We start from the raw sequence: 25,145 nt of genomic DNA on the forward strand, positions 1-25,145 counted from the left end.
CAGGCAGGCTAGACTTCGCCACCGGCCACTGCGATCGCCTGTCCGGTGATCGCGCTCGCGCCCTCGCCGCACAGCCAGAGAACCGCGTCTGCGACCTCCTGGGGCGTGACCAGGCGCCCTTGCGGATTGTGCTTCGCAAGCTCGGCGATCGCCTGCTCCCGCGTTCGGCCGGTCTTCTTCATGATGTTGTCGATGCTGCCGGCAACGAGATCGGTGTCGGTGAAGCCGGGACACACCGCATTCACGGTGACGTTGCTTCCAGCCATCTCGAGGGCAAGGGAACGCACGAGGCCGATCACGGCGTGTTTGGCCGCTGCATACGCGCTGACATAGGCGTAGCCCTTGAGGCCTGCGGTGGACGCTACCGCGACGATGCGCCCGTAGGGACGATCCTTCATGCCCGGCAGCACGGCCTGGACGGCATGCACGACGCCCATGAAATTGACATCCATCATCCGGCTGAAGAGCGCACTGTCCGATTTCGCGAACGGCGCCGATTCAGCGCTGCCCGCATTGGCAATCAGGATGTCGATCGGCTTGCGCGCACTTGCCCCGGCGATCGCGGCTTTCAGAGACGCTTCGTCCGAGACATCAGCGACAGCCGTAAAGTGCGCGGCGCCTGCATTGACCGCCTCGTCGAGAACCGCCGCGTTCCGGCCAAGCACGGTCACGGTCGCACCGGCGCCGACGAGAGCGGACGCGATCGCGCGGCCGATGCCGCGCCCGCCACCGGTGACCAGCGCGTGCGGGGAATGCGGCAATCCGGACATGCGCTGGCTCCCTCGGATATCGTGACCAGTGTTCGATATATTTTAACCTTCAAGTTTTTGCAACGAAAGCGGCGCTTGGTCGGCAAATGATGCGGCATGAGCGACGGCCCGAAAATTGCTTTAAGTATAAAATTATCGCTTTCCATCCTCGAAAGGCCTGTTAGCATCGAGGGGCCAGCAGAAGGATGTCGCGTGTCGCAGCCTGTGCCAATGATAACAAAGGACGGACGCTTCGCCTACGAAGCCGCGGGCGATCCGGACGCGATACCGCTGATCTTCCTGCACGGCATCGGCGGCGCGGCGCGGGCCTGGCGGCGGCAGCTTACGACATTTGGCGACCGCTTCCGCGCGATCGCATGGGACATGCCCGGTTATGGAGGATCGGCGCCGCTTGCGAGCGTCAGTATCGCTGCCCTGGCGGAGGCGCTCCAGCAGTTCATCGCGCAACTTGGCGTCAGCAGACCTGTTCTGGTCGGCCATTCCATCGGCGGCATGATCGTTCAGAAGTGGCTGGTTCAATCCCCCAAGCTGGCACGCGCAGTCGTGCTGGCGCAGACCAGCCCTGCGTTCGGAAAGGCGGACGGCGACTGGCAGAAATCATTCATCGCAGCGCGACTGGGACCGCTTGATCGCGGGGAGACGATGAAGTCGCTGGCCCCCTCCCTGGTGAAGGAGCTCGTCGGCGACGATCCCGATCCGAACGGGATGGAGGTTGCCCGCGAATGCATGGGGAGCGTGCCCGAAGCGAGCTATCGCGCCATGATGCTGGCTCTCATCGGCTTCGATCAACGCAGCACGCTCGGAAATATCTCCGTTCCCACGCTGTTGCTGTCCGGCTCAAAGGACAACAACGCGCCCGCGCCGATGATGGCAAAGACGGCGACCTATATCCCGGGGGCCGAATATGTCGAGCTGCCTGGCGTCGGCCATCTCGCCAATCTCGAACGCCCCGAGGCCTTCGACGATGCTCTCGGCCGGTTCCTGAACTCGCTCGCGACCAAAGCCTAAGGTAACTGCGCGATGACCATGCAAGTCAGCAAGACGATTGGCGCGACCGACAAGGTCGCGCTGGATGCGCCGATCTTCGATCCCACTGCATTCCGCTTGAACGACGAGCAGGCCGGCATCATCAGCCGCGCGAGAGAGATCGGCCAGACCGTGTTCGCCGGTCGCGCCGCCACTTACGATCGTGAGGCGACTTTCCCGACTGAAAATTACCGCGATTTGCATCGCGTCGGCCTGCTCGGCATCGCCGTGCCCAAGAGGCACGGCGGCCTGGGTGCCAATTACCAGACCTATGCCTTGGCGGCGGCCGAGATCGGCCGCTATTGCGGCGCCACCGCGCTGACCTGGAACATGCATGTCTGCTCGACCCTGTGGTCGGGTCCGCTCGCCGACGATCTGGACATGGACGCGGACACCCGTGCCGAGCACGAGCGGCGGCGCGCGGTGCACTACAAGCGGATCGTCGAGGACGGGGCGATCTATTCGCAACCCTTCTCCGAAGGTGGAGCTGCCGCTGCCGGCGGCGTTGCTTTTGGCACCGAAGCAAGGCCGGTCGCGGGTGGCTGGATCGTCAACGGCAAGAAGATCTTTGCATCGCTCTCGGGCCACGCCGACTATTACGGCGTGCTTTGCACCGAGATCGAGCAAGGCGAGAAGGCGTCGCGCCGCAACACGCTTTACCTGGCGATATCAGCCAAATCAGAAGGCGTCTCGGTCGTCGGTGAATGGGATCCGCTGGGCATGCGCGGCACGGTCTCGCGGACGCTGCTGTTCAAGGACGTGTTCGTTCCGGAAGATTCGGCGCTGATGCCGCGCGGCGTGTATTTCCAGGCAGCTCAGCGCTGGCCGCACATGTTCCTGACGCTGTCGCCGACCTATATGGGCCTGGCGCAAGCCGCCTACGACTTCACCTTGCGTTACTTGCGCGGCGAGGTCCCGGGCATGCCGTCGGTCAAGCGGCGGATGTACCCGACCAAGCAGATCGCGGTGGCGCAGATGCAGATCAAGCTGGAGCAGATCAAGGCAATCTGGTTCCAGGCCGTGACCGAGGCGCGCGCCAATCCGAGCAAGGAGCAGGTGCTGCGCGCCTACGCCGCGCAATATTCGGTGATGGAGGGCGCCAATGAGCTCGCCGCGCTCGCGATCCGCACCTGCGGCGGTCAGGCCATGCTTCGCTCGCTGCCGCTGGAGCGGATCTATCGGGACAGCCGCTGCGGCTCGCTGATGCTGCCCTGGACCGCCGAGCTCTGCCTCGACCGGATCGGGCGCGAAGCACTGTACGAGGCCGGTGAAACGGACGACTGACCGTGGACCTCTGTAGCCTGATCGACCGCAACGCGGCGTTCGCGCCAGACAAGACGGCCATTGCCTTCGAAGGGACGCGGCTGAGTTATGCGGCATTCGCCGCACGCATCGAGCAAACGGCCACGGCCTTGAAACAGGCGCTTGGCGTCGGCCGCGGCGATCGCGTCGCGATTCTAAGCCTGAACCGGCCGGATTATCTGGTTCTGCTTTACGCCTGTGCGCGCCTCGGCGCGATGCTGGTGCCGCTGAACTGGCGACTGGCCGTCGCCGAGCAGCTGTTCATTCTCAGTGATGCCGGCGCCAAGGTCCTGGTGCTCGAGCAGGCGTTTTCCGGAGTGCTTGCCGAGCTGGGGCAGACCGCGGCAGGGACATCCGTCGTCGGCCTCGACTTCACGCCGCCTCGCGGCACGGTATTCGAAGATTTGCTGGTCCGCGGTGACGGCACGAGCCGAAATCCACACACCGACCTCTCCAGCCCGCTGCTCATCGTCTACACGTCAGGCACGACGGGAAGACCCAAGGGCGCGGTGCTGCGCCAGGAGGCGCTGTTCTGGAACGGCGTCATGAGCCAGCACATGCACAACATGACATCCGACGACCACGTGCTGACCGTGCTGCCGTTCTTTCACGTCGGTGGCCTCAACATCCAGACTACGCCGGCGTTGCAGCTGGGCGCGACCGTCACGGTCCATGCGCGCTTCACGCCGGACGCCGCGCTTGCGGCCATTGAAGGGGAACGGCCGACACTCACGGTGATGGTTCCTGCGATCCTTCAGGCGGTGAGTGAGCATCCCGCCTGGGCGACCGCTGATCTTTCCTCACTCAAGGCCGTCGCCACCGGCTCGACCATCGTACCGCCGCACCTGATCGAGCGCTTCGTCGCGCGCGACGTCCCGGTGCTTCAGGTCTATGGCTCGACCGAAACCTGCCCGATCGCCGTCTACACGCGGCTTGGCGGCGATCTTTCGCGCGCGGCATCGACCGGCCTTGCCGGCCTGTGCTGCGAGGCAAAGGTGATCGACCAGGCCGGCGAAGAACTGCCCGCGGGCACGCCGGGCGAAATCGCGGTGCGCGGTCCCAACGTGTTCTTTGAATATTGGGGAAACGACGCCGCAACGCGCGAGGCGCTGCAGGATGGCTGGTATCGCACCGGTGATATCGGCCTGTGCGATGCCGACGGCTATTTCTGGGTCCGCGACCGAAAGAAGAACATGATCATTTCAGGCGGAGAAAACGTCTACCCGGCCGAGGTCGAGCGCGTCCTGCTCGAACACCCCGACGTCAGCGAATGCGCCGTGATCGGCCGGCCGGACCCGCGCTGGGACGAGGTGCCGGTCGCCTATGTCATTGCGAGATCCGGCTGCCGGCTCGAGGCGGACGAATTGAGGGCGCATCTTCAGGCGCAACTCGCGCGCTACAAAATTCCGCGCGAGATCGTCTTCGTCAACGACCTGCCGCGGACGGCCCTGGGCAAGGTCCAGCATTTCCTGCTGAAGCAGCTTGATGCGCAGTCACGGGCGCAAGGAGAAGCATCTTGAAGATCGCAGTTCTGGGTGGGGGAAACGGCTCTTTCGCGGCCGCGGGCGATTTTGCGCTGTCGGGGCACGAGGTGCGGCTCTGGCGCCGCGATGCCGATCAGGTCGCAGCGCATCGCGCCGCCGGCTCGCGCATCCTGGTCAAGGATCACAACGGCCGTCATGACGTGAAGCTGGCGCTGGTCACGACCGACATCGCGGACGCCGTCGAAGGCACGGAGTTGATCCTGTGCCCGGCTCCGGCCTTCGCTCAAGCAGATATCGCTCGCCTGCTCGCGCCGCATTTGCGGGACGGTCAGGTCGTGTTTCTGCCGCCAGCGACGTTCGGCTCGATGATCTTCGCCCAGGCGGCCCGAGATGCCGGCAACAATGCCAAGGCCAGCTTTGCCGAAACGGGCACGCTTCCGTGGCTGACCCGCAAGCACGGACCGTTCGAGGTCGCGATCACCATCCGCGCCAAGCGGCTCCCGGTCGGCGTGTTCCCGCTCGAGCAGGCGCCCCACGCCCTCGCAGTGATCGGGCGCGCTCTCCCAGACGCGATCGAGACATGCGGAGACGCGCTGTCGGGCGCCCTGATGAACGCAGGTCCGATCATTCACCCGCCGTTGATCGTGATGAACGCAGGGCCGATCGAACATTTCGAGCGCTGGGACATTCACAAGGAAGGTACGCAAGCCGCGATCCGCCGGGTCACTGACGCGCTCGACGCAGAACGCATCGCAGTGCGCGAGGCACTCGGCTACGGCGCGCCACATTTCCCGCTGGCTCATCACTACGCGAGGGAAGGCGAGATCTGGATGTATGGCCGCGGCTCGCACGACCGACTGACCGATTCCGGTGATTGGCGCGAGCGGATCGTGCTGACAGAGCACCGTTACATGCGCGAGGATCTGCGGCTTGGGCTGTCGCTGCTGGTGTCCGTCGCGGGCCTCGCTGGCGTGGACACACCGCTGGCCAAAGCGTTTCTGTCAATCGGCGGCGCGGTCTGCGGCGAAGATTTTGCGCGAGGTGGCCGAACGCTCCAGACGCTGGGACTCGGCGAGCTCAGCAAGGCTGAATTGCAGACGCTGCTCCGCAATGGATTCTGATCAATGACCAGTCGCATCAATATCGCCTGTCTCGGCGCTGGCCGCATGGGCCGGGGCATTGCCGTTGCCTTCGCGTATGCAGGGCACATGGTCACGATGATCGATATCAAGGCGCGTTCCGCGGAGGACTTCACCAAGCTGGAAACGGACGCGCTTGGCGAAGTCAGGAAGACCTTCGCCAGCCTGTCAAAACTGGGGCTGCTGACCGACGCGGATGTCGATCCGCTGATCGCGCGGGTCTCGGTGGTGCCGGCGAGCCGGAGCGGCGCAGCGTTGGCCGAAGCCGGAATGATCTTCGAAGGCGTTCCTGAGGTGGTCGAGCTCAAGCGCGAGGTGCTGGGGGCGGCGGCAAAGCAGGTCGACCCTGAAACGATCATCGCGTCGACGACCTCGACCATCCTCGTCGACGATCTCTCGGGCGCGATCGTGAGCCCGCGCCGCTTTCTAAACGTGCACTGGCTCAACCCGGCCTATCTCATCCCGCTGGTCGAGGTTTCGCCCGGCAAGGCGACAGACCCGGCCGTCATCGACGAGGTCAAGACGCTGCTCGAAGGCATCGGGAAGGTGCCGGTGGTCTGCGCCGCCACACCGGGTTTCATCGTCCCGCGCATCCAGGCGCTGGCAATGAACGAGGCCGCGCGCATGGTCGAGGAAGGCGTCGCCAGCGCCGAAGAGATCGACAAGGCGATCCGTTACGGCTTCGGCTTCCGCTATGCCGTGCTCGGGCTGCTCGAATTCATCGATTGGGGCGGCGGCGATATCCTATACTACGCCAGCCGTTACCTCGAAGGCGCGCTTGGTAGCGACCGCTATCGCGCGCCGGAGGTCATTTCCCGCAACATGCATGAAGGCCGGATCGGCCTGCGCACGGGCGCCGGCTTCCTGGATTACTCCGGGATGGACGTCGATGCTTATCGCGTGAAGCGGTTGCAGGCCATGGTCGACCTGCTCCGGCACTTCGACCTCGCCCGGCCGCCCGTGCTCGATCGCGGCTACCCGAAGACGTCCTGAAGCACGCCTTCGCGGACGACCGCAACGCCGTCGAGCTCGATCGTCGTTCCCATCATCGGCAGGTCGAAATGTCCGGCCGTGTAGCGCCCTGCAAATTCATTCGCACCGGTCGAGAACAGGAAATTGCCGGAAACGGCCCGAATCTCTGTGCCGTTGGTGTCGCGCTGGTCATACATGGATAGTGCCTCATAGCGCGCACCGGGATTCATGCCGAAGCCGACATGCGACACGGCATAGGCTTCGCGATCGCCCCAGGCGGCCAGATAAGCGCGCATCATCGCGGCATCCGTGCCCTCGCCTTCGAGTTCCACGACATAGTCGTCCTTCAGAGTCATCTTCACCGGCGAGGTCAGGTAGCGCTTGAAGGTCAGGTTGATGTCGCCGGGCGCCATCACCAGAGTGCCGTTGATGGTCCCGCTCTTGGGAAAGCTGACGACGATGCCGCCGGGCCAATGCGCGAGCGTGCCGGGCTTGTCGGTCCAGCCCCACACACCGACCGTCGACGCTCCGACCATATCGACATCGAGCGCCGTGCCGGCCTTCGAGGAGACACGCATGCGCTTCGTTCCGCGCAGCATTTTGGCCGCCGCACGAACACGCTTTTCGAGCGCGGAATCCGGCACCATGCGCTCCAGCGCTTCGGGATGCTCGTTAGAGATCACCAGGATCCGCGCGCCGGCTTTGAGAATCTCCGGCGTCTCCACCGCATGCATCAGTCCTTCGATGGTGCAATCCACGACGAAGCCGGCCTGCTGAAGCGCCGTGATCACTGGACCAAGCTTTTGGATCGCCTCGCTCGCCCCGGTGGAGCGGACCGGAACGATATGCCGGTTACGTGGCGTCGGCATCACCACATGAAACGGCCGCGCGCCCATCCGCAGCAGGGCCAGCTCCGCGAGATGGACGTTCAACGCGCGTGACTGGGTCTCCGACAGGATCGCCGCGGTATCGCCGGCCTTGACGGCGCATCGCCCAAAGATCTCGCAAAACGCATCGATCCATTTTGCCTCGATACGATCAGCCAGCATGGTTCTCTCCCGGTCTTCAGGATTCTTGTTAGTTACGCTTCGGGGAAGCCCCGGAGCAAGTACGAGCGCACGGCTCCCAGCAGGCCGTTCAAGATCAAGCCCAGCAGCGAGATCGTGATCAGCGGCACGAACATGTCCACGGCCTGGAAGGTTCTGGCCGCAGTCACGAGGGCGTGCCCCAATCCGTCCGTCGACGTGATCATTTCGGCCAGAAACACCACGATGCAGGAAATGACAAGGCCAATCCGGCACCCGGTCAGGATCGACGGCATCGCTGCCGGCAGCACTACCTTGAAGAGGATTTCGTAGCGTGACGATCCCGCAGCCATAGCCGACCAGATCAGCTTCTGCTCGACGGTCGAGGCACCGTAATAGGTCGACAGCAGGATCGGGAAAAGAGCGTCGGCAGCCACTAATGTGATCTTCGATCCGTGGCCAAATCCGAGCAGCAGCAGCAAGGCCGGATAGAGCGCGACCTTGGGCAAAGGCGCCAATACGCGCACGATGGGCCGAACCACGGCGTTGATCGCCGGATTGGCGGCGGCGGCAATGCCGATGCTGACACCGAGCACGACAGCAATCGCGAAGCCGGCAAACAGCCTGATCAGGGTCGCCGCGATCTCGTGCTGGAACGTCGAGGTTACGAGTTGCTGGAGCAGCCGGCCGAAGACGTAGCCAGGCGGCGGCAGCAGAACTGCCGGCGCGAAGCCGAAAGATACCAAGCCTTGCCACAGCGCGATCACCAGTGCGATCGGAGCAATTCCAAGAACGAAATTAGGGGCGAGAAGCCGCGACATCATGAGAAGCTCAGCGGCATGTCGAACTGCGGCTCGGACCAGCGCACGAGCCTAGCACGAACCTTCTCGAAAATCGCGTCGAGGCAGATTCCCATCGCTCCAACGATGATGATCATCGCAAAGACGGGTTCGTATTGGCCCATGTCGAGCGCGTTGAACAGGATGTTTCCGGCACCGGACTGACGGGCAATCATCTCACTGGTGATCATCGTGATCAGCGCCAACACCAATCCTGTACGACACCCCGTCAGAATTTCCGGCAGCGCCGCCGGCAGCACGATACGCACCAGGCGTTGCACCGGCGAGAGCCCCATCGCAGCGCCCGACCACAGCATCTTCTCTTCGACCGCCTTGGCGCCTTCGAAGCTGTGATAAATCACGGGCAGGCTGACGCCGAGGAAGATCACGAGCGTCTTCGTGATGTCGCCGACGCCGAGCCAGAGCATGATGATCGGCATCAAGGCCGCCTTCGGCACCGGATAGATCACCATCAGCAGCGGATTGAAGAAGGCCGCAATCGCGGCGCTACGTCCCATCAACAGGCCAAGCGGAATCGACACGAGCACGGCCGCGCCAAATCCCATCGCCATGCGCCGGAGCGAGGCCAGAATATTGATCAGGGATTCCCTGTCGCCAAGGATGTCCGGAATCGCTCTCATCGCTCCAATCGCGGTCGGAAAGCTGTCATTCTTCAGCGCCAGTGACGCGACCTGCCACACCACCAGCAATCCGATGCAGGCGAGCACCGGGGCAGCGCGCTTGGTCATGCCGGCCGCCGACATCACGCGGGCGCTCCGGCTTCGTCGCTCTCGTCGAACATGCGCTCGATGTCGACGACGTACTTCTGGTAACGCGGATCGAGCAACAGCTCGTTGCGGCGGCGCGGCCGCGGCAGGTCGATGTCGATGACCTGCCGGATTCGCCCGGGCGATTTCGACATCATGACGACCTTGTCCGAGAGGAAGACGGCTTCGTCGACCGAATGGGTGACGAAAAGCACCGTCTTGCGGTCACGCTCCCAGATGTTCAGAAGATCGTTCTGCAGGCGCGTCCTCGTGTGCGCGTCGAGTGCCCCGAACGGCTCGTCCATCAGCAGCACTTCGGGATGGTAGGCAAGCGTCCGCGCCAGCGCCACGCGCTGCTTCATGCCGCCCGACAGCTCCTTGGGATAGAAGTTCTCGTAGCCCTTGAGGCCGACCATCTCGATCAGGGCCCGGCTCTGCGCTTCGGCCTCGGTGCCGCGAATTCCTTGCTGACGCGGCCCATACATCACGTTGCCGAGCACAGTCTTCCAGGGAAAGAGCGCAAATTCCTGGAATACCGGTCCGCGATCCGGACCGGGCCCCGTGATCGCCTGTCCCTTCATCTTCGCCGCGCCGCTGGTTGGACTGACGAAGCCGCCGACAATGTAGAGCAGTGTCGACTTGCCGCAGCCGGACGGACCAAGGATGGAGACGAAAGCTCCTTCCTCGATCGTCAGCGAAATGTCCGAAAGCGCAACGTGATTCTTGCGTGCCGAGGTTTTAAAGACCTGCGACACGCGGTCGATCTCGATGATTGCGGAAGCCGGGTCTTGTTGCGTCACCGGTCTCACCCATTCGCTCGATCTCGCAGATACTACCGTCATCCCGCCTTCCGTCCCACTCGCACGAGGATTCAGCGGCATCAGCTTAGCAAGAAGCCTGCCAGACAGGCTGTCACTTTCGCGCCCGTGCGGTGCGTCATTCGAACCACGGCCATTCTGCCGGGCCTTCATGCGTCACGGCTCCGCCCGGCGCCTGCCCAACCAGCCGGGCATATTTTGCCAGCGCACCTGCGCGGTGGCGAGGCGGGCGCGGCTTCCAATCGCGTCGCCGTGCGGCAAGCTCCTGTTCCTCGAGCAGGACATCCATCCGTCGATTTGCGGCATCAATCCGGATTCTGTCACCATTCCGGACGAGCGCCAGCGGACCGCCAACAAATGCCTCGGGGGACACGTAGCCGATGCACATCCCGCGGGTCGCGCCGGAGAACCGGCCATCGGTGATCAGCGCCACTTTTTCACCCATGCCCTGCCCGTAGATCAGTGCGGTGACGCCAAGCATCTCACGCATGCCAGGTCCGCCGACTGGCCCTTCATTGCGGATCACGAGAACCTCGCCCGCCTTGTAACTGCGGTCACGAACGGCTGCGACGCAGGCTTCTTCATCCTCGAAAACACGCGCGACGCCTTCGAAGAATTGGCTCTTCAAGCCCGCCACCTTGATCACCGCCCCATCGGGACAGAGGTTACCCTTCAGCACCGCGACACCACCGTCAGGCATGATCGGCGCGCGAGCCGTGTACACAACCTCTCCGTCGGGTGCGTTGGCCACACCGTACTCTTCGGCAAGTGTGCGGCCGGTGATTGACAAGCAGCCGCCATCGATATGACCGCTCTGGATCAGCTCGCGAATGATGACCGCAGCGCCGCCGATATCGTAGACATCCTTCGCCGTATACTTGCCTCCGGGGCGCAGATTGCCGATCAACGGCGTCCTGGCAAAGACCTCCCCCACGTCATCGATGCTGAATGCAATTCCGGCCTCATTCGCGATCGCCGGCAGGTGCAGCGCGGCGTTGGTCGAGCCGCCCGTCGCTGCCACGATCGCCGCTCCGTTCTCCAGGGATTTCCGCGTCACGATGTCGCGCGGCAGCGGCCCGCCGCGGTCCAGCATCTCCATGATCAGTCGGCCGGCGCGTCGCGAAATCTGCGCACGCTCGGAATAGACACCGGGCACCATCGAGACGTTGGGAATGGTCAGCCCCATCGCCTCCGATACCATGCCCATGGTGTTCGCGGTGAACTGGCCGGCGCACGCACCGATCGTCGGCAGGCAGGCGCGTTCAATGCGCTCGAGCGTGGCGCCATCGATCTCGCCAGTCATGAAGCTGCCGACAGCCTCATAGGAATCGAGCACCGTCAGCGTACGTCCATCCACGCGCCCGGGCAGCGAGCTGCCGCCATAGATGAAGATGGATGGCACGTTGCAGCGGACCATTCCCATCATCACGCCAGGAAGGGTCTTGTCGCACCCGCCGTATCCGATCAGCGCATCGTAGGCCAACCCATGGACCACGGCTTCGATCGAGTCGGCGATCAGCTCACGCGAGAAGAGGGAGAACTTCATCCCCTCATGATTCATGCTGATGCCGTCGGACACCGAAACAGTCGAGAATTCACGCGGTGTACCGCCGGCCTCATCGATCCCGGTCTTCGCTGCAGCTACCTGGAAGTCGTGGGTCATGTTGCAGGGCGTCTGCTCACCCTTCATGCTGACGATGCCCACCATCGGCTTCGCAATCGCAGCGTCGTCGAGCCCCATGGCGCGCATGAATGCACGATGCGGCGCTCGGTCGAGGCCGTCTGTGGTGACTCGGGAACGCAACTTCTTCATATATGCATCTTCTTCGTGCAGCGTCCCGGATGATCCGGAACGCTACGATGTTGGTTCGGTAATTCGTCCCGCTTCTATTGCAGCGGCGCGACGATCGACGGATGCTTGAACTGTGCGACATCCAGCTTCGGCAGCATTCCTGTTTCTGCATAGATATCCAGCATCTTCTGGATCGCCGGGAAGTTCGGCGCAGCACCCGGATCGCGGCCGAAATCATTGTCCTTGAGCAAGTAGGTCTCAAGCACCGGGATGGGGGCTTTCAGCACTTCATTGACGACCTTGAGAGTCTCCTCGCGGTTCGCGAGTGCCTTCTTCATGCCCGAGGTAATATCGCGGACATAGGCCTTGACCAACTCAGGGTTCTTGTCGACGAAATCGGCACGGCAGGCTTCCAGGATGTGCACGATGTTCGGCATGGCCTGGGAGAGCGAGAACAGCTTCCTTGTGCCGCCCTTTGCCTCCGCGCGCGCAGCAAACGGCTGGTTCATATTGACCGCGTCAACGCGGCCTTGGCGCAGCGCGTCCTCGGAGACGGCAAAGCCAACCTCGACCAGCTTGATGTCCTTGGCCGGATCGACGCCATTCTGCTTCAAGAGCAGATTGAACGGCCCTTGCGTACCGCCACCGATCACGGAAATGCCGACGGTCTTGCCCTTGAGATCCGCGATTGTCTTGATGGGCGAGTCATCCTTGACGGCCCAGTAGACCGAGAAGCCGCCGGGCATCTCGAAAACATGCTGCGCGACGATATAGGCCTTGAGATTGCCGCCGACGACCCCATTGGAGAGGGAGAGCGGCGCCTGCGTCGCGCAGTCCAGCGCACCTGCCGCCAGGGCCTGCGTCATCGGCGCGGTGCCCTGGAATTGGGTCCATTCGATGTTGTAGGTCTTGCCGAGATTGGGAAACTCTGCCGGCCTGCGCATCATCCAGTACTTGGACTCCTCCGCAGGGATGGTCCAGCCGACGCGGATCGTCTGCTGCCCCCATGACGGGCTTGCGCCCGCGCTCACGGCGGCTGCCGCCCCCAAAGCCAGGATCCACTTCGAAACGGTTCGCATCGTGCCACTCCGCTGCTCCGGCGCCGACTGGCGCCCCCAACCCGACCGCCTCAAATGTTTCATGGTTCAAACAATCAGGCAAGCCATGCGAGGTGGGCGGTCTTGCCGGCAGATGGGCAATGTATGGTAAAGCGGCGTCTACGACAGAAGGAGGCAACCTATGGCTGACGACAGCAAGAACCGCACCGAGAAGCTCGGCTATCTCGGCCTCGGACTCATGGGAACGCCGATGACCCGACGCCTGCTGAAGGCCGGCTATCAGGTCGCTGTCTGGAATCGCTCGGAGGGCAAGGTGGCGCCGCTCGTCGAGGCTGGTGCCAAGCACGTGGTCACGCCGCGTGATCTCCTGGCGAGCTCGGATATCGTCTTTATGTGCGTAACGGATGCGGCGGCGGTGGAGGAGGTGATCTTCGGACCCGAAGGTCTGGCAGCGGCCCCTAGCGCGGGCAAGCTTGTGGTCGACTTCTCGTCAATTCATCCCGACGCGGCGCGCGACCTCGCAACGCGATTGAAAGACGCGAACGGGGTGGGCTGGATCGATGCGCCGGTGTCCGGGGGCACGAAGGGCGCGGAGGAAGGAACGCTCGCCATCATGGCGGGCGGCGAAGCTGGCGACATCGAGAGGGTGCGGCCCTATGTGCTGGCCATGGCGCGCAGGTTCACGCATATGGGCCCGCTCGGCGCCGGCCAGACCACAAAGCTGTGCAACCAGGTGATCGTCGGATGCGCCATGGCCGTGCTCGCGGAAGCAACCCGCCTTGCCGTGAACGCCGGAATTGACGCCAACCGATTGCCCGAGGCACTCGCCGGCGGATTTGCGGATTCCATCCCGCTCCAGCTGTTCGTGCCGCGAATGGTCAACGGCATTCACACCCCGCCGCTCGGCCACATCGCCACGATGCTCAAGGACCTCGATACGGTGGCCGACGTTGCACAGGCGACTTCGACGCCAGTGCCAATGGCCGCGCTTGCCGGGCAGCTGTTCAGGCTGGCGAAGGCCGCGCGAGGTGCGGACGCGGACGCGCTGGAGATTTACAAGCTTTCGGCGGCAGAGCGCAAAGCAGTATAGGGGGCGCGTTACGGCACGTTCTTGCGCTCATCGTCGGCCATGAAGCGACCGAACGCTCCTCGCGCAAAGAGCAGCGGCTCTTTCGCATTGTAGGTATATGCCTCGACCGCGCCGAGAAAGATCACATGGTCACCGCCATAATAGCGATTCACGGAGCGGCATTGAAAGTTGGCGACGCTCTCGGCGAGCACTGGAGCGTTGCCAAGGCCGGGGGTCCAGTCGACGCCGGTGAACTTGTCATCCGACGATTTTGCGAATTTGTTCGCAAGCGCTTGTTGTGAAGCGCCGAGAACGTTGACGCTGAAATGGCTGGCGTTCTGGAAGATGGTCAGGCTCGAGGAATAGACGACGAGGCTCCACAGAACCAGCGGCGGATTCAGCGAGACCGAGGCGAAGGAATTGCACGTCAGTCCGTACGGCTTGCCGTCGGGCGCTGCCGCTGTGATGATCGTGACGCCCGTTGCATAAGTTCCGAGCGCGTTGCGAAAGTCGCGAGGATCAATCTGCGAGCTGTCGCTCGCGAACTCATTGGCGGGATCCGGCGCGCGAGGCTGCTTCGGCAGGTCATTCATCGGCCGACCTCACAGCGTGAGATTCTCGGAGGGCAGGCCGAGGGCCACCCGTCCGTAGTTGGTCCCGGCCGCATCGAAGTTGAACGCGAGATGTGAGTTGATCGCGTGCGCATCGCGGAACTGCCGCTGTAACACGCCGCTCGTGAACAGCCCGCGAGCGCCGCTCGCGGCAAACAGCATCGAGACCGCGTCCGTGCACAAGTTCACGGAAAAGGATCCGTCGCGGCGATATCTGGTCTTGGTTGCCATGTCAGGAATATGGCCGCGCCGTGCGGCCTCCATGGCATCGAGACAGGCCGACCGCATGATCAGGCGCGCAGCGTCGATCTTGGCCGAGGCCTCCGCGATCTTGATCTGCGTGCTTTGAAAATCGCTCAGCTTGGCGCGGTTGTACGTCGAAATACGATGACGCGCGACCTCCGTATAACCGTCGAGGCACGCCTGTGCATTCCCCAGCGCGACACCGGAGAGGACGTAAGGAAATAGCGAGAAGACAGGCAGCGTGTACAGAGGATTCGGATTGACCGCGCTTCCCGGCGTGGGGCCACCTGAGAGGTTCCCTACGGCGACCGTCATATGGTCAGCCACGAAGGCATCCCTGACCTCGACGTCGCACGACCCCGTCCCGCGCAATCCGGCGACGTTCCAAGTGTCCAGCACCTTGTAATCGCCGCTCGGCAGCAGAAAGATTCGATACTCGATGCCGTCGGCATCGTCGTCGGAATAGACCACGCTCGCAAGCATATTCCATTCGCAGGAGGCAACGCCCGAGGAGAATGGCCAACTGCCATGCAACTGGTATCCGCCCTTGACCCGCGTGGCGCGTCCGGCGGGGAAAATGAACGAGGACGCGATCAAAGTATCCGAATTGCGGCCCCAGACCAGATCCTGCGCCTTCGGCTGGAACATGCCGAGCATCCAGTGATGGCTCGCCAGATTGGCGAGATTCCAGGCAACCGACGCATCCGCCTGCCCGAGCAGCTCAGCGCAATCGACGAGGGCGACATAGTCGAGCTCAGCGCCACCAATCCGGGCCGGTTGCAGCATCCGGAACAGGCCGGCATCGTGGAGATCCTTTTCGGTTTCCGCCGGAAGATGCCGCAGCTCCTCCGTCCGTGCCGCCCGCTCACGGAGTCGCGGCAGAAGCGCCCGGGCCCTCGCGATCATTGACGCATAGATCTCACCGCCGGCTTGCAAGCCTGCGGGCTGGGTCATGCTCGGCTCCTGGCCAGGCGCCATTCGTGTCCCTCGCTTTCACACATTTATGCGGCGGGACCTTCGCCAAATCAAGCCGAGCCAGTGCCTCAAGTCGACCTTGGAGGCTTGACCGAGCCAAAGGCGCCCTTCTCGCCAAAATCCGCGATCCGACGTTCGTCGTAGCCGAGCGTATCTTGCAGGATCTGCTTGGTATGCTCGCCCAAAAGAGGTGCCGCGACGGGGTCGACCGCGGCTGTCAGGCTCATCGTAATCGGTGGCTCGATGTTGGGCACCCACTCGGCTGTCGGATGCGGAATCCGGTTCAAACGATGGCGCTCGCGAGCCTCGGGGGCGTTGAAGCCCTCCTCGACCGTCCGGAGATAGCCGACGGGGATATTTGCCAGCTTCATCTTCGCCATCCAGTTTTCGAGCGTATCACTGGCGAAGACTTCGGCGATGGCTGCCCGCAGGAGCTCCTTGTTCTCCGAGCGGGCTTTGCGCGTCGCAAACCGCGGATCGGTGATGAGATCGGGCCGATTCAGCACCTCGACCACAAGCCTGCGGTAGAGCCGGTCGTTGGCGCAGGCCATGTAGAGCGGCCCATCTGAGGCCTCGTAGACGCCGACGGTGGGAGACCCGCTCGGCGAATTGCCGAACCGGCCGGGGTTTTCGCCGTTGATGAGATAGGCCATGCCGTAGAAACCGGTCATTCCCATTGCGACGTCGAACAGGGCAACTTCGACATGCTGCCCCCGGCCGAGCCGCTCCCGCGCGAGCAGCGCCAGCAGGATGGCATTGCAGGCGGACATCCCCGTCGCCATGTCGACAATTGGCGGGCCGGTGCGAACCGCCGGGCCGTCGGCAAATCCATTAAGCGACATGAAGCCGCTTTCCGCCTGGGTGATCGGATCGAAGCCTGGCCGGGAGGCAAACGGTCCGCTGCGTCCGTAGGCGGAGATCGAGCAATAGACCAGCCGCGGGTTGAGCGGCGCGACCGATTCATAGTCGAGCCCGAACTTCTTCATGACCCCGCTCGAAAAATTCTCCACGACCACATCTGCCTTGCGGATCAGATCCAGCGCGATCTCGCGCGCCTCCGGCACAGCAAGATCGAGCGCGATGCCGCGCTTGTTGCGATTCAGGCTGAGAAAGGCGGCGCTCTCGCCTCCAATCTCCGCGTGCTCATAGGCGCGCGTGTCGTCGCCGCCATCGGGATTCTCGATCTTGATGACGTGCGCACCGTAGTCGGCGAGCGTCTGGGTGCAGGCCGGGCCAGCGACCACACGCGTGAAATCAACGACCAATAGGCCATCCAGCGCGGTCGGGCCTCCCATCCCATGCGAGGCACGTACCGGCAATTGAGGCTTGGTGGGCATCGATCGCGCTCTCCCTTACATCGGCTTATGGCCGCCGAATTTCCTGCAAGAGCAAACTTAAAGCCCGGCGCCGCCGACTTCGCAAGTCCCACGCCGGCATCGCTTCAATACGCAAAAAGGACCCGGCAGCGCTCAGGCTGCCGGGTCCTCGGACGTTCCAGACGCGTACTGGCCGTTAGATAAACGGCGCGTTCCGTGCGGCGGCAAACCTGCTCAGTGAAGCCACTTCCGCCAATAGAGCGTATGCGCCCAGGCCCAAGGGGTCTCGGGCTCGAACAGCCGATAGCCCGTCTGAATGAAGTTGTTCGCTGATACCGGGTTGTCCGTCGTATCGGAGACAATGCTGTCCCATCCGATACGCCGCGCCCTCGCCTCCACCGCACGCATCAATCTGCGCTGAAGGCCGCGTCCCCAATGCCGTTGTAACACGCCAACTCTGGAGAAATAGCCGCCATTTCGAACGTGGGTCGAGGGCACAATTCCGGCGAAGGCGACTGCTTCCTCGTCGTGATAAGCCATCCACCACGCGCCGAGGTCGAACGCGGGCATCGCCGCGGTATCGAAGAACGTGAGCCGATGCAGATCGGCGAGGGTCTCGGCAACGTCGTCATCGGACGCATCGACGATACCGATTCTGTACATGAAGTGGCTCATTGCGTCGGAAGAGCTTGACCGGGCGCCGGTGACTTCGCCGCCGCCGCGAAGGCTCACTTGCCCAGTACGACCTTGACGCCGAGCCAGACCGCTCCCATCAACCCGGTGGCAATGACGGTGATCACCGCCTTAAAGGTGTAGCTCTGGGCCTGCTCCACGCTCTTTCGCCACCTCCGCAGGTGCTGGAAATCGGCTCGCAGTTCTTTTCGGTCGTCATCCTCGATGCCAAAAGAAGCCAGCACCGAGGCGACCGCCTTCAACACGATCGCATCGATGCTCTCCTGCTGGAGCCTGTGCTGCTCGGCCAGCGTCTCGGCCACAATGGCCCTGATCTCGTCGTCTTGCATCCTCATCGCTTGATGATCCTTGCGACATTCTCGAAGCCGCGCTTGGCGAAATAGAATGAGACCACAAGATTGGCGGTGACCGCCGCAAATCCCGCCAGGGCGTCCGTCGAGCCCAATCCGAGAACCTTGTCCCAGACCAGGAGCTTGCCCGAGCCGCGCCCGCCGTAAACGCCCTTGTAGCGCGCAGGCTTGAGCAGCGGCTCGAAGATCTTGGCCGTCGGAATCTTCAGGATGGACAATGGCTGCGCTCACTCATCCTAGGGCAGGCTGGTGCGCCTGCGCCACATCGCGGGCCAGTCTTCGTTGCCCGGGGCGTCGGATTGTCGTTGCGGCACTTGATTGAAGCCCGCAAAGACACCGCCTCCGGAAGGCGAAGGCCATTTTCCGTACCGTCCTTCGAAGTCGGATTGTGGCGAAGACGGAAACAAAGCATCAGGCGGAATAGCGGGTATCGGTGCGGGATCATTCGAGTCGAAAGCAGATCGATCGGACTTTCCGGCAGGCATCCTCCTCAAAACCCGGACATCTTTGGAACGGACCGCGGCATCATATCCGCGTTTTGCAGATATCGCTTGTACTCCGGAATGTAGGCCGGCGCGGGAACTGGATCGAACGGTCCCAGTGCATCCGCAAACTCACCTGGGTCAAGAACATTACCTGCAAGATCCTTGATTTGATAATGGACGTGGTGGTGCCCTGGATTGCCCTTCTTGTCAGAAAGACCGGTATTACCCATCGTGCCAATCACCTGACCCGCCGCAACCACATCGCCGACCTTCACCTTCCGAGAGTTGGTATGCAGTATCTGGTGACGCAAGCCGTTATTGTCTCTGATCGAGATTGTCTCCCATTGATCATCACCGGCGCGCTCGACGACGCCATTCACGGGAGATCGCAATTCTGGGTGGCTCGTGTTCAGCCGAGCACTTTGACCACCAACATAATTGAAATCGATGCCCCGGTGTGGGTTGCTTGATCCGCGTGGCCTGCCTGTCTCCGCGCCGTATGGACTCGTGACATGGGGCGAGATGCCCTCGACGGGCTGAAGAATGCGCCGCATCATGTCGTCCCACATTTGAATATCCTTTGCGGTAGTTGACTAACTAGTTCGCGTGCGGTGTCTTGATCGAGCCGATCTTGCGTGGCCGAGGAATGAGGGGCTGACATGAAAAGAGCTATCCGCCGCGTTCTCACTGCGGCCGCGACGGTCGCTCTCGCACTTCCTGCCTTCGCACAGGAACCACCTGCTCCGACATCCGACAAGTGGCGTCCCAAGGCCGGCGTCTATGCCGAACCTGGCAAGAACTTCCAGTCAGACTGTGATGAAAGTGGCGGCCTGACGATCGATCTCGGCAGGAAATCGGTCAGCGGTTACGAATGGGGCTGCAAGGTCAAAAAGATCAACGATCTCGGCCCGGGCTCGCTGAAGGTTGAAATGGTCTGTGACGATTACAATCTGGCGCAGAACCTCAACCCGCGCGATCCCAACTGGGATATCAGAAAATTCAACGAGATCATGTTCATCAAACAACTGGATGCGGCGGCGATCTCCGTCCAGAAAAGCCTGAACGGAAAGCTCAAGGATCCTCCCTGGCGCGCGGCTTACTGCCCTCTCAATACACAGCGCGCGCTTGCTGAAGCGAGGCTAAGAGCCGAGGCAGAGGCCAAGCAGAAGGCCGAGGAAGCCAAGCGGAAGGCCGAAGAGGAGCTCGCTCTCAAGAGCGCTCATCCGCAAGATGGCGTCTACGCCGCACTGGGTGCCGATTTCGAGGACCGTTGCGCGAAACTCAGCGATACCGTCGTTGCGTTCGCCAAGAAGTCGATCGTTACGGCCTCGAACAAGTGCGATATCCGCCGGATGCGTGTTCAACTCCCAGACACCGTCAGGATCAACGCTACCTGCACCTTACAGGCGGCTTCCGGCCCTGACGCCGTCAGCGTGCAGGACCCGAGCACCACCCCGGACCGCGAGAACCTGATGTTCAAGAAGATCGACGACAAGACCGTCATCCTCTGGATCATCCACAACGGGCGCTTCACTGGCGACGGGCGAAAGCTGTCCTATTGCAGCGACCAGGTGCAGCGCGCCTATGCCGTGCAACGCCCGCCCAGTAAGCAGACCAAGAATTAGCCGGAGATATCAAACGAAAAACCCGCGCCGGATTTGCATCCGCGCGGGCAACACCAACTTCTGTCGATGATGCCATTCTGCCAGTGTTTTGCCCGACGGGTCAACGCTCAATCGAGACGCGGCTGCAGATCGGGAGCTCCGCCGTCTCGAGCGTCGTGACGGCATCGCCGCCACTTGAGCTCGGCGGATGCACGATGATGCGCTCGATCCGGTGGATCAATTCCAGCACGCCGTCTTGACCGTTTTCGACCGGCTGTGCGGCCTTGCCCCAGCCGCGATCGAGGATGGCGTTGGCCGCCGAGACGCGCGCCGCAGGCGTTGCATCTTCGCTGCGCATGATGCCGACGAGCACCCGGATGGCCGTCCTGCTGTGGCTGCGCGCAAGCGAGCGGATCTCGGTCAGGTTGCGCGCCCGCGCCGTCTTCCCGCGCGCGGGTAACCGGAGCGGTGCAGACTCGAGCTGACCTTCGGTGATGTCCTCGCTCACGCGAACGTCTCCCACAGCACGATGGCAACGAGGCCTGCGAGGGCCAGCGATATCAGATAGACGGTCATCATCTCTCCTGGTCAAGAAAATGCGCGGCAGATCGCGCGAAGAGCGCGATCGTTTCGGGCGCGAACCCTATCTCCGGTCCCGGAGACCGCAGCGGCGCGGGCAGCACGCCCGGCGCCGCGGGCCGGCACGTTCGCGCGTGCACGGCCAGCAATGGGTTCGGACGACGGCGCGCCGATCGGCGCTCTCTCAACGCGTTATCAAGCGAGTGCGTGGCCGCGATGCGCCGCCGCCGTCCGATTGCAGAATCGAGAACGAAAAAACCCGCGGCGGATCGCGTTCCGCGCGGGTGAACCAACTCGTCTCGATGATGGCATCATGCCAGTGTTTTGCCCGACGTGTCAAACGAACGAATTCGCAGAAGCCGCGTTGGACAATCAGGAGCGACCGGCCATGACCATCAAGACCTCACCCGGCACATCGCCAAGCAAGACGTCGCGAAATCGTCCGGGCTCGAAGCCGCGCGTCGACAAGGAATGCCCCACGCAGCAAATGATCGCCGAAGACGGCGATGTAACGCCGGACGACGGCCGCGATCTCGCGCATGGCGAGGGCGGCAGCATCGATCTGCCCACCAAACCCGGCGATATGTCGAAGGACGATTGAGCGCGCTACGAGCGGCGCGCGCATCTCGATGATGCCATTCTGGAGGTGTTTTGCCCGACGTGTCAATCGACAGCGCGCAAATCGGAAAGGCTCCTCCTCCCAGCTCAATATGTGGTGCGCAGGAGGCTTGCTTCAATCCCCCGCTGATCGTGTAGAAGCCTCGACCCGAACAACCAGTCGAGGGGTCACGACATGCCTTTGCCGCTTCCGACGTCCCGCTCGCGCGGCCGAACCAGCGCGGAACACGCAGCCGCCGGCCATGCGGTCATCATCGCAGGCGCCGGCCCGACCGGCCTGATGCTGGCCGCCGAGCTCGCGCTGGCGCAAATCGACGTCGCCATCGTCGAGCGGCGCGCGAGCCAGGACATCGCCGAGACGCGCGCCGGCGGACTGCACGCGCGCAGCATCGAGATCCTCGATCAGCGCGGCGTCGCCGAGCGCTTCCTGCGCGAAGGGCAGATCACCCAGCTCGCCGGCTTCGCCTGGACCAGGCTCGACATAAGCGATCTCCCGACCCGCCATCCTTACGGCCTCGCGCTGCGGCAGAACCACATCGAGCGCCTCCTCGCCGAATGGGTCTCCGAGCTCGCGGTGCCGATCTATCGCAGCCGCGAGGTGACGGGCTTTGCCGAGGACGAGAGCGGCGTCGACGTCACACTGTCCGGCGGGATGCGCTTGCGCGCGCTTTATCTCGTCGGCTGCGACGGCGGCCGCAGCCTGGTGCGCAAGCGCGCCGGCATCGATTTCCCCGGCTCCGAACCTACGCTCAGCAACCTCATGGCCGAGGTCGAGATGCGCGAGGCGCCCCCATTCGGCCTGCGTCACGACGCGCTCGGCTTCCACGGCCTCAGCAAGACGGAAAGCGGGCGCGTGCTGGTCGTGCTGACGGAGGCAAATCTCGCACACGATGGCGAGCGCTCTTTAAGCGATCTCAGCGCGGCGCTGAACGCCGTGTACGGCACCGATTTCGGCGTCAACAATCCCGCCTGGATCTCCCGCTTCACCGACGCGGCGCGGCAGGCCGCATCCTATCGCAGAGGCCGCGTGCTGCTCGCCGGCGATGCCGCCCACATTCATCACTCCGTCGGCGGCCAGGGCCTCAACCTCGGTGTGCAGGATGCGGTCAATCTCGGCTGGAAGCTGGCGCAGGTGGTCAGGCGCATCTCGCCCGAGAGCCTGCTCGACACCTATCACAGCGAGCGCCATCCCGTCGCCGCGCGCGTCCTGAAGAACACCATGGCGCAGATCGTCCTGCTCCGCCGCGGCGACGACGGCCGCAAGGCCGCGCGCGAGGTGATCGCCGAGCTTCTCGCCATGGACGAGCCGCGACAGCGCCTTGGCGCGATGATGAGCGGGCTCGACATCGCTTACGATCTCGGCGAAGGCCACGCGCTGCTCGGCCGCCGCATGCCCGATCTCGATCTCGTGGCGGACGGGCAGCCGCTGAAATTGTTCACGCTGCTGCACGGCGCGCGCGGCGTGCTGCTCAATTTCGGCAAGCCGGGCGGCCTCGACATCTCTCTCTCGACGGAGCGCATAGTGATCGTCGATGCCGATTACGATGGCCGGTGGCTGCTTCCGGCGATCGGCGAGGTCACCGCACCGAGCGCGGTACTGGTGCGGCCCGATGGTCATGTGGCCTGGGTGGGCGACGAGAACGGACACGGACTTGCGGAGGCGCTGACGCAGTGGTTCGGGCCGGGTGGTGCGTAGGGCGCGAACGTCTCGTGCCCCGCCAAAACAAACAAGCCCTCGGCAGATCCGCGGGCTTGTTCCGAACTTTTCGATGATGCCATTCTGCCAGTGTTTTGCCCGACGTGTCAAACGACCACTCTCGCTCCACTACACAAACGTCATTGCGGCGGAAGCAAAGGCCGTATCCAGCGCGAGAACCATTCCTCGCCATCATCGCGCGGATGGAGGGAGCCGTCCACTCCGAAGATCTGTGGAGGAATGAGATAACTCGGCTCGTCTGCAAACACGCCGATCGGCTTGCTGGGTTGCGGCTGCTGGCCGCGAGCGGCCGGGATAGTCCAATTGCCATACCGATCGTCGAATGCGGTAGACGGCAGATACGGGACTGGCGCACTGCCCGATATAAACACGTTGCCCGCGTTCGTCTCATTCACACGGGCGAGACGCCGGACATCTTCGGGCGCGACTGATGCGCTTAAGCGCGAGACTCCTGATTGAAGCGCTTGCGGCTGCTCAGTTGGTCCCTCAGAGGTCTCGTCCTGATTTCCGCGGTGCCCCATCGCCAAGGGCGTTGCGATCGTTTTGGCATCTTCGTTCGACCAAGGGCCCGCATTCAAGCCGCCAACATAGCTGCTCGTCTCGTCGCGATTGAATGGATCATATGCGGGCGCTCCGGTGGAGAACACTCCTCCGTCGCTGGTCCGAGCAGTTGCCAGCGTCGGTACGCCAGCAGCTAGCCCAGCGACCGCTGCCCGAGCCCAGACAGGCGAGAATTGCGGCGCTAACACCGCGGCCGCGGCAAGTCCTGCTCCCATGTAGAGGCCAGCGGGCGGCGTTGCATGAAACGGAGCGCCGGGGTCCAATATCGGTGAGCGTTCGGAGAATGGATTTGGCCAACCGGTCGCAGGATCAAACTTGAGCACTAAAGGATCCTCGGCCACCCCAGTAGTAGGAGGTAGTTGTCCAAAGCCTCGAGGATTGGTCGCCGGAAATCCCGGCAACCCGTACGTGATAAGCGGATTGCTAGGCGTAAATCCTTCCGGTTCGTTGATTCCCTCAAGCGACGGCGGAATAAAACCTGGCAAACGCGTATTGACGAAGGGCGGCACCAGGCCCGGAAGATCGGGGACAGGTCCGACGTTGGTAAATTGCAGCGAGATAGGAGAGCCTTTCGGCGAACGCTTCAGGATTGCGATCCTCTCTGCCATGCTGAGACCGCTGGTTGGAGAGAGAAGCGGAAAGTCCAAGGCCGCGTCCGCGCGACCGGCAGCGAGGAATTGGTCCACTGTCTCCTGCATCTCCCGGATCTGCGTCTGATGATCGGCGGCGTATGCTCTCCAGTTGTCGAACCATTGCTTGTTCACCGCATTTGCGTTTTCGGTGGTCATTCCCGTAGGAGTATTGGCAAATAGATGACCGCTCGCCAGCGCGTACTTGGCGGCCGCCACGAGTGCGTTTACGTCCGACACCAGCTCATCGAGCTCATGCGAGTCACCCGCGAGAGCCGCCGCGTACCTCGGAGATTCTTCTACCGTCTTAAGGTAGTCGCCGAACCCCTGATGATACGCCCCGAGATGGCCTCCAGTATGAGGGCTCGCACCCAGATCGCTTGCCGCCGATTGTACGGAGGGCAAACTCATACGATTTCGAGTTGCGTCAACTTCGAACCGTCCACGTAAAAAGCGGACGACCGGGTGGTCGGCGAAATGCTGAAGTAAAATGTGGTGATTTTGAAACATGAAATTGCGGCTCCTGCCGTGCGCCGGCATCCGAGCTGCTCCTGAATGCAGCCGGCGTTCTGGTTTGAATGCTGTTTGGATGGCCTGCACGGGGGAGGCCGGCCGCTGGATTTGCGGGTTGTATCGTCCGACGTGCCGGTAAACGTTGTGGCACGAAGCTGTTGCCGACGTCGGCATCTGCCGGAAGGCTTCG

25 protein-coding genes are annotated in these 25,145 nt (G+C 63.0%); 9 read left to right on the forward strand and 16 right to left on the reverse strand.

What is annotated here, in order from left to right:
• Positions 1–8: 8 nt before the first annotated feature.
• On the reverse strand, positions 9–770 hold the full coding sequence (locus N2605_RS23850) for an SDR family NAD(P)-dependent oxidoreductase (RefSeq protein WP_036028951.1): 762 nt from the start codon (positions 768–770) through the stop codon (positions 9–11).
• A 192-nt stretch (positions 771–962) separates the two neighbouring features.
• Between N2605_RS23850 and N2605_RS23855 the strand changes: the two genes are divergently transcribed.
• From N2605_RS23855 to N2605_RS23875, 5 genes are read left to right on the forward strand one after another with little or no spacing between them, the layout of a single operon-like run.
• Positions 963–1,778 (forward strand): alpha/beta fold hydrolase, encoded by an 816-nt coding sequence (locus N2605_RS23855; protein ID WP_260347476.1) that lies wholly within the window; start codon positions 963–965, stop codon positions 1,776–1,778.
• A gap of 12 nt (positions 1,779–1,790) precedes the next feature.
• Positions 1,791–3,080, forward strand: a complete 1,290-nt coding sequence (locus N2605_RS23860) for an acyl-CoA dehydrogenase family protein (RefSeq protein WP_225152413.1) — start codon at positions 1,791–1,793, stop codon at positions 3,078–3,080.
• 2 nt (positions 3,081–3,082) lie between these two features.
• Positions 3,083–4,618, forward strand: coding sequence for a class I adenylate-forming enzyme family protein (locus tag N2605_RS23865; protein WP_225152411.1), 1,536 nt, complete (start codon positions 3,083–3,085; stop codon positions 4,616–4,618).
• Positions 4,615–5,703: an NAD/NADP-dependent octopine/nopaline dehydrogenase family protein gene (locus tag N2605_RS23870; RefSeq protein WP_225152410.1), complete on the forward strand. Its 1,089-nt coding sequence runs from the start codon at positions 4,615–4,617 to the stop codon at positions 5,701–5,703. Before N2605_RS23865 ends, N2605_RS23870 begins: the two co-directional genes overlap by 4 nt.
• 3 nt (positions 5,704–5,706) lie before the next feature.
• Positions 5,707–6,714 (forward strand): 3-hydroxybutyryl-CoA dehydrogenase, encoded by a 1,008-nt coding sequence (locus N2605_RS23875; RefSeq protein ID WP_260343337.1) that lies wholly within the window; start codon positions 5,707–5,709, stop codon positions 6,712–6,714.
• Here N2605_RS23875 and N2605_RS23880 read toward each other — a convergent pair.
• The 6 genes from N2605_RS23880 to N2605_RS23905 all read right to left on the reverse strand — a co-directional run bounded on the left by N2605_RS23880 (position 6,696) and on the right by N2605_RS23905 (position 13,013).
• Positions 6,696–7,742 (reverse strand): 2,5-dihydroxypyridine 5,6-dioxygenase NicX family protein, encoded by a 1,047-nt coding sequence (locus tag N2605_RS23880; RefSeq protein WP_260343338.1) that lies wholly within the window; start codon positions 7,740–7,742, stop codon positions 6,696–6,698. The genes N2605_RS23875 and N2605_RS23880 overlap by 19 nt on opposite strands.
• 32 nt (positions 7,743–7,774) lie before the next feature.
• Positions 7,775–8,542: an ABC transporter permease gene (locus tag N2605_RS23885; protein WP_225111951.1), complete on the reverse strand. Its 768-nt coding sequence runs from the start codon at positions 8,540–8,542 to the stop codon at positions 7,775–7,777.
• On the reverse strand, positions 8,539–9,321 hold the full coding sequence (locus N2605_RS23890; protein ID WP_249795320.1) for an ABC transporter permease: 783 nt from the start codon (positions 9,319–9,321) through the stop codon (positions 8,539–8,541). The genes N2605_RS23885 and N2605_RS23890 overlap by 4 nt, the downstream gene beginning before the upstream one ends.
• Positions 9,321–10,166 (reverse strand): ABC transporter ATP-binding protein, encoded by an 846-nt coding sequence (locus N2605_RS23895; protein ID WP_050996053.1) that lies wholly within the window; start codon positions 10,164–10,166, stop codon positions 9,321–9,323. The genes N2605_RS23890 and N2605_RS23895 overlap by 1 nt, the downstream gene beginning before the upstream one ends.
• A gap of 94 nt (positions 10,167–10,260) precedes the next feature.
• On the reverse strand, positions 10,261–11,955 hold the full coding sequence (gene ilvD / locus N2605_RS23900; protein ID WP_225150541.1) for a dihydroxy-acid dehydratase: 1,695 nt from the start codon (positions 11,953–11,955) through the stop codon (positions 10,261–10,263).
• A gap of 74 nt (positions 11,956–12,029) precedes the next feature.
• Complete coding sequence (locus tag N2605_RS23905; protein ID WP_036007594.1) at positions 12,030–13,013, reverse strand: ABC transporter substrate-binding protein; 984 nt, start codon at positions 13,011–13,013, stop codon at positions 12,030–12,032.
• Between the two features lie 160 nt (positions 13,014–13,173).
• Between N2605_RS23905 and N2605_RS23910 the strand changes: the two genes are divergently transcribed.
• Positions 13,174–14,082 (forward strand): NAD(P)-dependent oxidoreductase, encoded by a 909-nt coding sequence (locus tag N2605_RS23910; protein WP_225152401.1) that lies wholly within the window; start codon positions 13,174–13,176, stop codon positions 14,080–14,082.
• Positions 14,083–14,090: 8 nt separating this feature from the next.
• Here N2605_RS23910 and N2605_RS23915 read toward each other — a convergent pair whose 3' ends face one another.
• From N2605_RS23915 to N2605_RS23945, 7 genes are all read right to left on the reverse strand, one after another.
• Positions 14,091–14,654 (reverse strand): flavin reductase family protein, encoded by a 564-nt coding sequence (locus N2605_RS23915; RefSeq protein ID WP_225152399.1) that lies wholly within the window; start codon positions 14,652–14,654, stop codon positions 14,091–14,093.
• Positions 14,655–14,663: 9 nt separating this feature from the next.
• On the reverse strand, positions 14,664–15,869 hold the full coding sequence (locus tag N2605_RS23920) for an acyl-CoA dehydrogenase family protein (RefSeq protein ID WP_260343339.1): 1,206 nt from the start codon (positions 15,867–15,869) through the stop codon (positions 14,664–14,666).
• A gap of 89 nt (positions 15,870–15,958) precedes the next feature.
• Positions 15,959–17,227, reverse strand: a complete 1,269-nt coding sequence (locus N2605_RS23925; protein WP_109143000.1) for a CaiB/BaiF CoA transferase family protein — start codon at positions 17,225–17,227, stop codon at positions 15,959–15,961.
• A 213-nt stretch (positions 17,228–17,440) separates the two neighbouring features.
• Complete coding sequence (locus tag N2605_RS23930; RefSeq protein WP_260347477.1) at positions 17,441–17,869, reverse strand: GNAT family N-acetyltransferase; 429 nt, start codon at positions 17,867–17,869, stop codon at positions 17,441–17,443.
• A 65-nt stretch (positions 17,870–17,934) separates the two neighbouring features.
• Entirely contained in the window at positions 17,935–18,234 is a 300-nt protein-coding gene (locus N2605_RS23935; RefSeq protein WP_225125589.1) for a hypothetical protein, read from the reverse strand.
• Positions 18,231–18,467 carry a hypothetical protein gene (locus N2605_RS23940; RefSeq protein WP_057028654.1) on the reverse strand — a complete coding sequence of 79 codons (237 nt, stop codon included), beginning with the start codon at positions 18,465–18,467 and terminating at the stop codon, positions 18,231–18,233. The genes N2605_RS23935 and N2605_RS23940 overlap by 4 nt, the downstream gene beginning before the upstream one ends.
• Positions 18,468–18,739: 272 nt before the next feature.
• Positions 18,740–19,303: a M23 family metallopeptidase gene (locus N2605_RS23945; protein WP_225148144.1), complete on the reverse strand. Its 564-nt coding sequence runs from the start codon at positions 19,301–19,303 to the stop codon at positions 18,740–18,742.
• Between the two features lie 360 nt (positions 19,304–19,663).
• On the opposite strand from N2605_RS23945, the gene N2605_RS23950 reads away from it, so the two are divergent.
• Positions 19,664–20,359, forward strand: a complete 696-nt coding sequence (locus tag N2605_RS23950) for a hypothetical protein (protein ID WP_260343340.1) — start codon at positions 19,664–19,666, stop codon at positions 20,357–20,359.
• A gap of 100 nt (positions 20,360–20,459) precedes the next feature.
• Here the strand turns inward: N2605_RS23950 and N2605_RS23955 are convergent, their stop codons facing one another.
• Positions 20,460–20,846, reverse strand: a complete 387-nt coding sequence (locus tag N2605_RS23955; RefSeq protein WP_260343341.1) for a hypothetical protein — start codon at positions 20,844–20,846, stop codon at positions 20,460–20,462.
• 459 nt (positions 20,847–21,305) lie between these two features.
• Here N2605_RS23955 and N2605_RS23960 point away from each other — a divergent pair, with 459 nt between their 5' ends.
• Positions 21,306–21,518, forward strand: a complete 213-nt coding sequence (locus tag N2605_RS23960) for a hypothetical protein (protein WP_260343342.1) — start codon at positions 21,306–21,308, stop codon at positions 21,516–21,518.
• A gap of 192 nt (positions 21,519–21,710) precedes the next feature.
• Complete coding sequence (locus N2605_RS23965) at positions 21,711–23,231, forward strand: FAD-dependent monooxygenase (RefSeq protein ID WP_260343343.1); 1,521 nt, start codon at positions 21,711–21,713, stop codon at positions 23,229–23,231.
• Between the two features lie 140 nt (positions 23,232–23,371).
• Here N2605_RS23965 and N2605_RS23970 read toward each other — a convergent pair whose 3' ends face one another.
• Entirely contained in the window at positions 23,372–24,982 is a 1,611-nt protein-coding gene (locus N2605_RS23970; RefSeq protein WP_260343344.1) for a hypothetical protein, read from the reverse strand.
• Between the last annotated feature and the right edge of the window lie 163 nt (positions 24,983–25,145).

Source organism: Bradyrhizobium yuanmingense, from assembly GCF_025200905.1.
Lineage (GTDB): Bacteria > Pseudomonadota > Alphaproteobacteria > Rhizobiales > Xanthobacteraceae > Bradyrhizobium > Bradyrhizobium yuanmingense.